The sequence below is a fragment of the Niabella yanshanensis genome (genome assembly GCF_034424215.1).
Classification (GTDB): Bacteria; Bacteroidota; Bacteroidia; order Chitinophagales; family Chitinophagaceae; genus Niabella; species Niabella yanshanensis.
Window position 1 is genome coordinate 4415774 of sequence record NZ_CP139960.1, and the last position, 12815, is coordinate 4428588.

Sequence of the window (12815 nt, forward strand, 5' to 3'; positions counted from 1 at the left end):
TCAACGGCCATGGTGTAAGGAACAAATATTTTTTGACTTTGTTTAACAATATGCCGTGGCAGGGTATGCCTTTCAAAAATATTTATAAAGAAGTTATCGGCCTAAAAAATCGGGGCTCCACACATCATTATTAAAACAGCTGCCCCCAACGGCGCTCTTCCTGCTTTATATATACCTAAAGTATTATAAGTTTTTTACTGGGAGAGATGAGTAAATAGTTGGTCCTCAATTTATTTGTGTCAGTCAATGCCCAATTCCTTCAACATTTTCGCCGGATCATTAAGAAACACTTTATGAACGATAAATGGTTCCGTATCTGAAAACCTGGTGATTTTATAACCCGAGCCGGATAACTCAATAATTTTTGCATGGGGGTAAGATAAAAGGAGAGGGGAGTGTGTAGCAATTATAAATTGACTTTTCATATTTACGAGTTCATGAAGGCGTACCAGGAAAGCCAGCTGACGCTGCGCTGAGAGAGCGGCTTCAGGTTCGTCTAGTATGTATACGCCGTGTCCGCTGAACCGGTTGGTGAAAAGCGCGAAAAAAGACTCTCCATGCGACTGCTCATGTAACGACTTATTACCATAGGCTTTCAGGGCCTTTTTTTGCGGATCCTCTTTTTGCAGTACATCCAGATAGGACGCTGCATTATAAAAAGACTCAGCTCTTAAAAAGAACCCGTCTTTAGGGGCTATAATGCCCTTACCTAACCGGATGCACTGGGAAAGGGGAGAGTCCGTTCGCTGAGTTGAAAAGGAGAAGTTCTTAGAGCCTCCTTCAGCGTTAAAGCCATACTGTACCGCTAAAGCTTCAAGCAGGGTTGATTTCCCGGTACCGTTTTCCCCGATGATGAACGTTACATTAGGATGCAGCTCTACTTTGGGAATATTTTTTAAAGCCGGTATGTTAAAAGGGTAGGTATTTGGGTCGGTTATTTTCTCCCTTACAATCTCGAAATAGCTGATGTATTGCTTTTCGATCATTTTATATATTAGAATAGCCGGATTTGAAATAGCGGTTGGGCTTTAAATAAACGTGCTGTCTTTTTGCATCGATAATAAGATGAAATCTTTTCAAAATGTCACCTCCAACGATGCTCATTTTCTGCCGGCCTACAGTGCCGGTAAAAAAGCCGACATTGGTATTACTTAACTGTATCTTGCCCAGTTTTAAAGCCGGCAATACCCCCTTTTGAGTAGTTAATACATTGCCATAAGCATCTTTTAATTTTTTCTCGCTGGTGATCTTTATTTTCTGATCGATCTTATGGTTTTGTACAAAGGCATCGTTGAGTAAAATATCACCCCCATAACCTGAATGTAAAAGCAACTCGGCTGTCAATGACTCACTGGCGATTTTCAGATCACCTTTTATAAAAAGGTTGTTTCCTTTTGCGATCAGTTGCAGCTTTTCATATTGCCTCAACCGATGTGGAAGGCTGGGGCCAACAGTGAGTTGCTGCTTTTCAAAATCAAAATCAAGTACCTGGCCGTTGAAAAAATTTAAACCAATCTTGCCATCCGATTCCTGCCCCGAGTTTTGGTCGTCCCATATTTCTACTTTATCCCACTGTAAGCCCGCGATGTTTAAAGTATTGTCTTTGCTATAACGCGAACCATTGCCGCCGCCGCCCCAGCTTTGTACATCATTAACCGACCCCGTAAATTGTATTGTGGCTAATTTCCTGGTTGCTTCTTCGGTGAGCGTAATGTCGCTGGCTGCGGTATGTAACATCAGGCTGACCGTATCACGGCCATTGAGGGCTGCCTTAAGAATAATATTGTTATAGGCAGTCATGCGAAACGGAATGGTATAGTGGTCTTTGCCATTGTTGTTTTTTAATACAGGTTGCGCCTGCAGGTTAAAATTAAAAGAGGTAAAGCATATGAATACAGCAATAAAGCGGAGCATAATGATATTAATTGTTGTGGTTGTTGAAAATAAATTACCCGGCCCATCCTTCACGATCCAGGCTTCGGTATTGGATTGCTTCAGCCAGGTATTCTGGTTTAATTTTTTCTGAGCCTTCAAGATCGGCGATAGTACGTGACACTTTTAAAATGCGGTCATAAGCGCGTGCGGAAAGATTTAGTTTTTCCATGGCTGCTTTTAGCAAAAGTTGCCCCACATTATCAATTACGCAGATCTCCGTCAGCATTTTACTGGTTATTTGCGCATTGGCATAAATACCCGGGTGATTTTTGTATCGTTCTCCCTGCACTTCTCTTGCTTTAATCACTTTATCCCGTATCGTTTCAGAATTCTGCTCTTTTTTAAGCAGGGATAACTCGCTAAAGGGTACGGGAGTTACTTCTACATGCAGGTCTATACGATCTAAAAGAGGTCCTGAAATTTTATTAAGGTATTTCTGAACAGCCCCCGGCGGGCAGGTACAGGTTCTTTCGGGGTGATTATAAAAGCCACAGGGACAGGGGTTCATTGAGGCTATAAGCATAAAGCTCGCGGGGAAGTCGAGTGTTAGCTTGGCCCGTGAAATAGTTACCCTGCGTTCTTCCATGGGCTGGCGCATAACTTCCAGTACCGTTCTTTTAAATTCCGGCAGCTCGTCGAGGAATAAAACACCGTTGTGTGCTAACGATATTTCACCCGGTTGGGGATTGCCGCCACCACCCACTAATGCTACATCCGAAATAGTATGGTGTGGCGAACGAAAGGGCCGTTTAGATATCAATGTGGCGTTTTCAGGTAGTTTGCCTGCTACGGAATGAATCTTTGTTGTTTCCAGTGCCTCCTGCAAGGTGAGTGGAGGAAGAATGGTAGGCAAACGTTTCGCCAACATGGTTTTTCCCGCACCGGGTGGCCCGATCAGGATCGCATTGTGCCCGCCTGCCGCTGCAATCTCCAGTGCCCGTTTGATATTTTCCTGTCCTTTAACATCAGCAAAGTCCAAATCAAAATCATACTGGGAATGAAAGAACTCCTCTCGCGTATTCACTTCGAGGGCATTCAGCCCGGTTTCTCCATTATCAAAAAAATCAATAACCTCTTTTATATGGGTAACACCATATACTTGAAGGCTATTTACCATCGCGGCTTCACGTGCATTAACTTTAGGCACAATGAGACCTTTGAACTCCTGTTTGCGGGCCTGTATGGCAATGGGCAATGCGCCTTTAATAGGCCTGATCTCACCGTCAAGGCTCAGCTCCCCCATAATCACGTATTGCGATAAGGCTTCAATATTTCCTATTTGTTCTGAAGCTGACAAAATACCTATCGCGATAGGGAGATCGAAAGCAGTGCCACTTTTTTTAATGTCGGCAGGTGCCAGGTTGATGACCAGTTTGGTTCGGGGCATATCATACCCATTGGTTTTAATAGTGCTTTCAACCCTTTGCATACTTTCTTTTACAGCACTATCGGGTAGTCCAACCAGGGAGGAATCTTTTCCGCTGGTCATCCAGTTAACTTCGATGGTAATAGGTATAGCTTCAACGCCGTATACAGCGCTGCCGTTGATCTTCACTAACATAGATTGAAGATACTGATTAATACAATAATAATTATCGGGTCAGGCCGGGCCTAATCTAAATTGAAAACATCGTCAAGTGCCATGGTGAAACCCGGCAATACAGGAGTAGTGACCAATATCGCCAAAGGTCGGTAGCCGGGATGGTTGATAATGCCCCGTATCGCCCAGTGTATATTTCATGAAGGTTTTTTCATCAGGGTGTATGATCCAATATTCTTTTACACTGCTTTCCTCATAAACCTCGTATTTGTTCTGCAGCTCTTTAGCGTATTAACCGCGGAGGGCGAGAGACGCGGAGATAACGCAGAGTCGTTTGGATTGTGAACTTTGCCAGAGCTGGGCTATTATACCTCAGCGTATCCTTTATGTCCTCATTTCTCTGCGATTAAAGATGAGCCATGGAGAACCTGAGCGTAGCGATATGTTTAATCTATTTCTTTCCTACAACATCCAGGCTTACTTTTACATTGTCGCCCATGGTCATGCTATTGCCACCAACGCCATATTCTTTCCGGTCCACACTAAACTCAGCTTTAAACTGATAACCGCCCTTTACCGGCGTTGCAGTAAAATCAAACTGGATATTTTTAGATACACCATGCATGGTCAGCACAGCTTTCGCAAAATATACATTGTTGCCTTTGGCTTGTATACCGGTTGTTTTAATACCAATAGTGGGATATTTTTCTACATCGAAAAAGTCATCTTTTTTTAGATGCTCATCTCTGCGTTTATTATCGGTATTGATGGTGTTGACATCAACGGTGACATCAAAATGGCTGGCAGCAATTTTTTTAGGATTAAAGCTCATCTTCCCTTTAAGACCTGTTAAAGAGCCGTCCACATTCACCCCCATATTTTTTATTACAAAAGAAATCTTGCTATCAGCATCAGAGGGGGTAAGATTTTGAGCAAAGCCACTCATATATAAGGATGCCGCCAATAAGATCAAAAAGGTCTTTTTATACATAAAAATTTAATTTAAGTAAAAATGGATATTTTGAGTAAAATTATACAAATTCGAACAATGGCTAAACATTGATTTAAAACTTGCTTCATAAGTCTACCATACAACATTTGAGGTTTGGGTTTTCGCTGTTCCTGATGCCGGTTTTTTGGTTTGCTTTGAGCCAGGCCCCGGTAATTAATTGGGTTAACGCCTGCCTGATCTTTATTATACTTCATTTATTGGTATATCCATCCAGTAATGGTTATAATTCGTATATGGATAAGGATACCGGTAGTATCGGGGGGATCGAAAAGCCGCTGCCGGTTCATAAGGAGTTGTTTTACGTAAGCATGGTGATGGATATTATTGCGTTGCTGCTCTCATGTTTGCTGGGATGGGCTGTTTTAACAGGAGTTGGTGTGTATATCATTGCGTCAAGATTGTATAGCTACCGTGGTGTGCGGTTAAAACAATACCCTGTGACAGGTTATCTTACGGTGATTATTTGCCAGGGAGCTTTGGTGTACTTTATTGTAAGCAACAGTGTGAGTGATGCATGCTTATGGAAAGAAGGTTGGTTGCCGGCTATGGTTACATCTCTCCTGATTGGAGGTACTTATCCTTTAACCCAGGTATATCAGCATCAGCAGGACCTGGAGGATGGAGTGATCACATTGAGCTATAAGCTGGGAGTAAGAGGCACTTTTATCTTTTGCGGGTTGGTACTTTTTGTAGCATTATTATTGCTAACTCTTTATTTTATTAGGACAGGCCAGTGGGGCGCATTGCTGGCCTACGGAGTTGGGATGCTACCCGTTGGCTTTTATTTTACCAGCTGGTGCTTAAAAGTGAAAGAAAGCCCCGGTAATGCGAATTTCAAAAACCTGATGAAGATGAATTATGTGGCTTCGGTTTGCAGCAGCATTGCTTTCATCAGTATTTTAATTATTAACAAGGCAGGATAACTACAGAAGTGATTGAGGTGTGTATGGCTAAGGTAAGGTAGAACTACCTACTCATCACTTATTATTTAGGAATTAAACATGAGTAAAATTACTTCTATTGCAACAGCAGTACCCACATACGGGCAAAGCCAGATGCAGATATATAATGTGGTGCGTGCTATACATGCTGACACAGCGGAAGAAGAACGCGTGTTGCGGTTTATGTATAAATCTAGTGGAATAGAAACACGTTATGCCGCGGTTCCGGATTTCAACCTGGGGAATGGCCGTAGCGAAATCCTGCATTTCGAAGAGAACGGCGTGAATACAAGCGGGCTTGAAGAGCGCTTAAAAATATATGATAAAGCGGCGCTTGATCTTTCTATTGATGTAATCAGGAAATGCCTGCCGGAGGGGATGGAGCCTTCAGGTATTACGCATCTCATTACTGTTAGTTGTACGGGGATGCAGGCTCCCGGACTGGATCTTTCTATTGTGAAGGGGCTGAAGCTAAGAACTGACATTTACAGAACATCTGTGAATTTTATGGGCTGCTATGCAGCTATTCATGGTTTGAAGCATGCCCATTATATTGCAGAAAAGGAATCGGATGCCAAAGTGCTGGTGGTTTGCGTGGAGTTGTGCACCTTGCATTTTCAAAAAGATAAATCCATCGACAATATTACCAGCACAATTATATTTGGTGATGGTGCTGCCGCCGTATTGATAGAGAATTCAGCCGGTAAAAGACCCGGCTGGGAGTTGAAAAACTTTTACAGTGAGATCAACTTTGAGGGTATGGATGATATGGCCTGGAAGATTTCTGCGGACGGCTTCTTAATGACGCTTACCAGCAAAGTGCCTGAGATACTCGAAAAAAAGTGTAAAGGCATTATGGAGAATGCGCTGCAATATTATGGTATCCCATCTGAAAGGGTAGATAGCTGGTGCGTGCACCCGGGCGGTAAAAAAATACTGGAGGCAGTGGAGCGTGGATCTTCAGTTACCCGGGAACAGTTGCAGGAAAGTTATGCCGTGCTAAGGGAATACGGAAATATGAGCAGCCCTACCGTATTGTTTGTATTGGAAAAGATCTTAAGAAAGGCTGAGCAGGACGGCTCCGTTAAAAATATTGTAGGAATGGCCTTTGGACCGGGCCTTACATTAGAAACATTTCATTTAGCCCATGCCTGATTTTTCTACAAGAAGTAGTGAAAAGGAATTGCTGGACGACCCATCGATTCCTTTTGAAGATATCAGGCAAAATATGCGGGAGCTCAACATCATTAATACCTTGTTGGGTGGGCATGCTATTACTAAAAGAGGGTTTAGAAAAATATTGGGCACCCGAAGGGAAATCAGCATTTGTGAAATAGGTTGTGGCGGTGGCGACAATTTATTTGTGATTCATCAGTGGTGTTCAAGAGCAGGGGTTAAAGCAAAGCTTACCGGTGTTGACATTAATGCACATTGTGTTGAATTTGCCAAAGATCGATATGGTCCTCTTGGGATTGAATTTATTTGCAGCGATTACAAAACCAGCGCTGTAGCCCCCGATATAATATTCAGCTCGTTATTCTGTCACCACTTTACCAATGGTGAGCTGGTATTGATGCTGCAATGGATGCAACAACATTGTAAGGTGGGTTTCTTTATTAATGATCTTCATCGCCATCCCCTGGCCTGGTGGAGTATCAAAGGACTGACAAAAACTTTTTCACGTTCCTACCTGGTTAAAAATGATGCGCCATTATCCGTTAGGAGAGCTTTTAAAAAAAAGGAGTGGCAACAGTTATTACAAAAGACCGGGATAGAAGCAGATATTAATTGGCAATGGGCTTTCAGGCATTTAATCCTGTATAAAAAATGAACGTCTATGACTACGATATAGGAATTGTAGGAGGTGGTTTAGCCGGGTTGACAGCTGCTATCCAGCTACGAAAAAAGGGGTACACCGTTTCGTTGTGGGAGAAGAATAAATATCCTTTTCACCGGGTTTGCGGAGAATATATCAGTAAGGAAAGCTGGGATTATTTGCAGCGATGTGGAATTGATTTGCCGGCCTTACAATTACCGGAGATCAACAAGCTGGAGCTGAGTTCCCATGGTGGTTCTGTGTTAAAAGCGAAACTAGACCTGGGTGGTTTTGGCATCAGCCGGTATTGGCTGGACTATTTATTATACGAGGAGGCAAAAAGACAAGGAGTAGCTGTATTTGAAGGCGCTAAGGTCGAGCAGTTGTTCTACAGGAATGGCAGCTTTGAAATACTTGCGGGCAGTAACTCCGTTAAAGTGAAACTGGCCCTGGGAAGTTTTGGAAAGAGAAGCAATATAGATGTGAAGTGGCAGCGCAAATTTGTTGCTCAGAAGCCTGATTCGCTCAATAATTATATTGGCGTCAAGTATCATATAAAAACGGATCTTCCCAATGACACTATTGCACTTCATAATTTCAAGGGTGGATATTGTGGTGTATCTAAAGTAGAAGCAGATCTATATTGTCTTTGTTATCTTACTACTGCATCTAATTTACAGGCAGCGGGAGGTATCAGAGAAATGGAGGAGCGTGTTTTGTTTCGTAATTCTTATCTGCGGAAAATATTTGAGCAAAGTAAGTTTATTTTTACGGCACCGGTTACCATTTCACAGGTGTCTTTTAACCGGAAGGAGCTGATATATGATCAGGTGCCGCTTGCAGGCGATGCATGCGGTATGATCACACCTTTATGTGGGAATGGTATGAGCATGGCCATGCATAGCGGGAAAATTTTTACCAACCTGGCAGACGACTTCCTGCAACAACGAATTTCCCTGGAGGGTATGTTGGGGCGATACGCAAAAGCATGGGACCTTCAATTTTCGGGCCGGCTGCAAATTGGCCGCATGGTCCAGGCTAATTTTGGCAAAGAGTGGCAGACCCATTTATTTATCAGTGCTCTTAAATATTTGCCGGGACTAACCAATCGTATTATCAAGGCCACCCATGGACAGCCTTTTTAGAGGCATGGGGCATGGGGCATGGGGTTTATTTTACAGTTAGCATCAGCAGTATTGCATTTAACTGTGCGCGAAGCCTATAACAATACTATTCACTATTTTCCGGATCACTCATTATTCGTTACTCATCACTAATATTGCCCTGTACTCAACATTACCAGTGTACAGGCCTCTATGGTTTGCACGCCCTGTTGTTCTGCCTTATGTGCCAGTGTATAGTTTTCCGCTCCCGGATTAAAGATGATTCTTTTAGGTTTAAGTGACAATATATAATCCTCGTATTCTTTTTGATTCTGTTCATTCATATACATGGTAACCGTGTCAATACCTTCTTCGTCAGGTTTTGATTTATGGATAACGACATCGCCTACCTGTCCTTCACGGCGACCAATGGCCACCACCTCATGACCATTGGCTCTTAATCTTCTTAAGGCTATATTGCCATAGCGTGAAGTGTTTTCCGATGCTCCCAGAACCAATGTTTTTTTATTTGCCATATAGTGATATTAATGGTTGAATACTGTTCTTGTGGTTGTTGTTACAATATTAATGCCATTAGGCGTTACTTATCTAAAACAAAAAAGCCACAATGTAGTAACACTGTGGCTTATATAAAGTTTCAGGTCCTGTTAAACCAGCATACGCAGTGGTTCTTCCAGGAAGCTTTTTAGTGTTTGCAGGAAAGCGGCTCCCACTGCACCATCGGCTACGCGGTGATCGCAGGTAAGGGTTACTTTCATGATATTTCCAACAGTGATCTGTCCGTCCCTAACCACAGGCACCTGGTTGATAGCACCTACAGCAAGAATGCAGGAAGCAGGTGGGTTGATGATTGCCGTGAATTCCTCAATGCCAAACATACCCAGGTTGGAAATGGTAAAGGTGTTTCCTTCCCACTCTGCAGGCGCCAGCTTCTTTGACTTGGCACGTCCTGCAAGATCTTTAACCTCGCCGGCAATCTGCGACAAAGATTTTGTATCTGCAAAGCGAACTACAGGAACCAGCAGTCCCTGGTCAACTGCAACCGCCACACCGATGTCTACATGGTGATTAACGCGGATGGTATCACCCTGCCAGCTGCTGTTGATATCCGGGTGCTGTTTCAAAGCAAGCGCTGCTGCCTTAATTACCAGGTCGTTAAACGATATTTTATTAGGAGACACTTCGTTGATCTGTGCACGGCTGGCAACTGCTTTGTCCATGTTAATTTCCATGGTCAGGTAGATTTCCGGGGCCGAGAATTTCACTTCAGAAAGGCGTCTTGCGATTGTTTTTCTCATTTGAGAAACAGGAACATCTTCAAAAGAAACCTGTCCTGTAACTGCAGAGCCGGTTGCGGCCGGGGCAGTCGTTGTCTCATTGCCACTTGTAGCCGGTTTTGAAGCTGATGGCTTATAATTATCGATATCTGATTTAGTAATTCTTCCGCCGTCTCCGGAACCCTGTACGCTACCCAGGTCGATGCCTTTTTCGGCAGCCAGTTTTTTAGCCAACGGGGAAGCTTTGATACGGCCATTTTCGCCGGTCGTTACTGCAGGTGCTGATGATGACGCAGGAGCAGCCTCTTTTGTTTCAGGAGCAGTTTCTTCTTTTGCTTCAGCTGTAGGAGTTGGAGCTGCGCCGCCACCTTTTACAGCAGCAACGATCTCATCTACATTAACTTTTCCTTCTTCACCAATAATGCAAAGCAGGTCATTCACCTGTATTTTATCGCCGGCTTTTGCTCCCTGGTATAATAATTTACCGTTTTTATAGCTTTCCAGCTCCATAGTGGCTTTATCAGTCTCTATTTCGGCCAGCAAATCACCTTTTTTTACATCATCGCCAATATTTTTGGCCCAGCTGGCAATAACGCCTTCTGTCATGGTATCGCTCAGGCGAGGCATTAATACTACCTCTTCGAGTTTGGATACATCTATCGTTGAACCAGAAGGAGCAGTGGCTGCTTTTTCTTCAGTTTTAGCTGCTTCTTTAGCAGGTTCTTCTTTTTTCTCTTCTTTAACTTCAGCGCTTCCACCCAATTTCCCGTTCACTAGTCCTGATATATCTTCACCTGCATCACCCACAATTACCATCAGATCATCCACCTGCAGCTTGCCACCTGTATCTGCACCCAGGTACAAAATAGTTCCATCTTTATAGCTTTCTAACTCCATTGTGGCTTTATCGGTCTCAATTTCAGCCAGCAAATCGCCTTTTTTTACACTATCGCCTACTTTTTTATGCCAGGCAGCAATCACCCCTTCAGTCATTGTATCACTCAAACGGGGCATTAAAATTTTATCAGCCATGTATATAAAATATTTCGCCCGAAATTAGTGAATTATAGTGAATGGGCAATAGTGAAATGTCTGCAGCCGCAGATTCCATCATTTATTAATATAATAGTAAAAAAACACAGTATGACGGCAAAAAATTACCGTAATGCTGTGTTTTCTGTTGGCATTTTATGCCTTCGATATCAAGAATATTTGGAATGCTCCGGGCTGCGAACCTTAACGCCCCAGTTCCAGTTTCAGTTTCTCCTTTAATTGTTGTACCAGAGGATATTTCGCGATCATTTTCTGGTATTGTTCTACTACAGATAGGGGCCGCTCTATTACTTCCTGTTGTACCGGCTGCCGGTTGGCATCAATGAGGTTGAAGAGCTGCAGTTGAGTATTCTGCAATTCTGTCTTTAAAAATTCAGCCGCTTCGTTTTTAGTGATCTCTACAAACCGGTTTTCCAGTGGATTGGAAGTGTACACATTAAAAGAATTAGCATCCAGGATCTCAACAGTAGCCAATGAAAAGCTCTGGGCTGCCGGGTTGCGGTTATCTCTTAACAGTTGTGTGAATTTCTGCCAGGCCTCTATCAGAGTAGCTTCCTGCAGCGGCTGATCTTCTTTTTCAGGGGCTATTTCCTTGAATTGCTGCCGGAGCTTCTCCAGGCTGCTCAATTTTTTCCCGGCTGTTGGAGTAGGCGTTGAGCCATGATTAGCTCGGGGTTGCTGATCGATTGTGACTGTTTTCATCGCCGGTTGCTGCGGTATCATAACCGGTTCATCGGCAATGGTTAGTTTAGCCGCGGGAGGGACTACCTGCTGCGATTTAGCGGGTCTTTCCCTTAATAATACCGGCTGAATTTGTTTGAATGCTAACGCTCCTTTTGACTCAATCAGTTTTTTTTTTGACACCGAATTTTCATCCAGTGAGAGCTGCATGGCCTGTTGCAGGTAGCAGAGCTTAATTAAGGTGAGCTCCACATGCAATCTCTTATTACGGGCCGAACGATAATTGATCTCCGACTCGTTTAAAATATTCAAAGCACTAATTAACAGCGCTGTAGGAATTTGTTGAGCAGTAGTAAGATATCTTTCTCTGAAACTCTCCACAGTATCCAGTAGCGCCACTACTTTTTCGTCCTTGCTTACCAGCAGGTTGCGAATAAAAGCCGCCATCCCGTTCAATACCAGGTCACCCTCAAAACCTTTGCGGTTAATATCATCAAATAAAAGCATGGCGCTGGCCAGGTCCTGCTGCTGCATATAGTCCATTAACCGGAAATAATAGTCCTCGTCCAGTATGTTCAGGTGCTCCAGCGTGCTGTTATAGCTTACTTCGCCGTTGCTGAAGCTCACTATTTTATCCATTATACTCAACGCATCGCGCATACAGCCTTCGCTTTTCTGGGCTATGAGCTGTAAAGACGCTTTATCAGCTTTTACCTGCTCCTTGCCACAAATGCTTTCCAAATGTTCTACCGTGTCATTAGTGGTGATGCGTTTGAAATCGAATATTTGACAGCGGCTTAATATAGTGGGAAGAATTTTATGTTTTTCGGTGGTAGCCAATATGAAAATGGCATAGGAGGGTGGTTCTTCCAGTGTTTTAAGGAATGCATTAAAGGCCGCCGAACTTAGCATGTGTACCTCATCTATGATATACACTTTATATTTGCCGGCCTGGGGCGCAAAACGTACCTGGTCTACCAATGTACGGATATCATCTACCGAGTTGTTGCTGGCCGCATCCAGTTCATGAATATTCAGTGAGCTGCCATGATTAAACGATACGCAGGAAGTGCACTCATTACAGGCTTCCCCATCGGGAGTCGCATTTTCGCAGTTGATGGTTTTGGCCAGGATACGGGCACAGGTAGTTTTACCTACTCCCCTGGGACCACAAAACAGGAAAGCATGCGCCAGCTGGTTTTGCTTGATCGCATTCTTTAATGTGGTGGTGATATGCCCCTGACCTACAACGGTATCAAAATTCTGGGGCCTGTACTTGCGTGCTGAAACTATAAATTTATCCATGATTACTCCTCGTGACAAAAGTAACGTATTGCAGCCTGATTTGTTGGGCGAGGAGACTGTTGTGGAAAAAATGGATCAAGAGCCTGCCGCGTGCTTGCTATGCACAGTTGAAGCGGGGAATAAGGCGGCGT

Annotated in this window: 12 protein-coding genes; 4 read left to right on the forward strand and 8 right to left on the reverse strand. The window is 43.5% G+C overall.

The genetic code is table 11. The annotated features are described in order from the left end of the window. Positions 1-239: 239 nt before the first annotated feature. The 5 genes from U0035_RS18405 to U0035_RS18425 all read right to left on the reverse strand — a co-directional run bounded on the left by U0035_RS18405 (position 240) and on the right by U0035_RS18425 (position 4466). Entirely contained in the window at positions 240-986 is a 747-nt protein-coding gene (locus tag U0035_RS18405; RefSeq protein WP_114791573.1) for an AAA family ATPase, read from the reverse strand. Between the two features lies 1 nt (position 987). Then, positions 988-2034: a hypothetical protein gene (locus U0035_RS18410; protein ID WP_114791572.1), complete on the reverse strand. Its 1047-nt coding sequence runs from the start codon at positions 2032-2034 to the stop codon at positions 988-990. After that, positions 1949-3496 (reverse strand): YifB family Mg chelatase-like AAA ATPase, encoded by a 1548-nt coding sequence (locus U0035_RS18415; protein ID WP_114791571.1) that lies wholly within the window; start codon positions 3494-3496, stop codon positions 1949-1951. Before U0035_RS18415 ends, U0035_RS18410 begins: the two co-directional genes overlap by 86 nt. A 72-nt stretch (positions 3497-3568) precedes the next feature. After that, a complete protein-coding gene (locus tag U0035_RS18420) occupies positions 3569-3754 on the reverse strand; it encodes a Uma2 family endonuclease (protein ID WP_114791570.1) in 186 nt (61 codons plus the stop codon). A gap of 172 nt (positions 3755-3926) precedes the next feature. Continuing rightward, positions 3927-4466, reverse strand: coding sequence for a YceI family protein (locus U0035_RS18425; protein WP_114791569.1), 540 nt, complete (start codon positions 4464-4466; stop codon positions 3927-3929). Between the two features lie 80 nt (positions 4467-4546). On the opposite strand from U0035_RS18425, the gene U0035_RS18430 reads away from it, so the two are divergent. From U0035_RS18430 to U0035_RS18445, 4 genes are all read left to right on the forward strand, one after another. Beyond that, positions 4547-5410, forward strand: a complete 864-nt coding sequence (locus U0035_RS18430) for a UbiA family prenyltransferase (RefSeq protein ID WP_162817916.1) — start codon at positions 4547-4549, stop codon at positions 5408-5410. Between the two features lie 78 nt (positions 5411-5488). Then, a complete protein-coding gene (locus tag U0035_RS18435; RefSeq protein ID WP_114791567.1) occupies positions 5489-6583 on the forward strand; it encodes a type III polyketide synthase in 1095 nt (364 codons plus the stop codon). Further along, positions 6576-7259, forward strand: a complete 684-nt coding sequence (locus tag U0035_RS18440; protein WP_114791566.1) for a methyltransferase domain-containing protein — start codon at positions 6576-6578, stop codon at positions 7257-7259. Before U0035_RS18435 ends, U0035_RS18440 begins: the two co-directional genes overlap by 8 nt. After that, entirely contained in the window at positions 7256-8389 is a 1134-nt protein-coding gene (locus U0035_RS18445) for an NAD(P)/FAD-dependent oxidoreductase (RefSeq protein WP_114791565.1), read from the forward strand. The genes U0035_RS18440 and U0035_RS18445 overlap by 4 nt, the downstream gene beginning before the upstream one ends. 128 nt (positions 8390-8517) lie before the next feature. Here U0035_RS18445 and U0035_RS18450 read toward each other — a convergent pair whose 3' ends face one another. The 3 genes from U0035_RS18450 to U0035_RS18460 all read right to left on the reverse strand — a co-directional run bounded on the left by U0035_RS18450 (position 8518) and on the right by U0035_RS18460 (position 12684). Beyond that, on the reverse strand, positions 8518-8883 hold the full coding sequence (locus tag U0035_RS18450) for a CoA-binding protein (RefSeq protein WP_114791564.1): 366 nt from the start codon (positions 8881-8883) through the stop codon (positions 8518-8520). A 132-nt stretch (positions 8884-9015) separates the two neighbouring features. Beyond that, positions 9016-10677: a pyruvate dehydrogenase complex dihydrolipoamide acetyltransferase gene (locus tag U0035_RS18455; protein WP_114791563.1), complete on the reverse strand. Its 1662-nt coding sequence runs from the start codon at positions 10675-10677 to the stop codon at positions 9016-9018. A 204-nt stretch (positions 10678-10881) separates the two neighbouring features. Further along, positions 10882-12684, reverse strand: coding sequence for a DNA polymerase III subunit gamma/tau (locus U0035_RS18460; RefSeq protein ID WP_114791562.1), 1803 nt, complete (start codon positions 12682-12684; stop codon positions 10882-10884). Between the last annotated feature and the right edge of the window lie 131 nt (positions 12685-12815).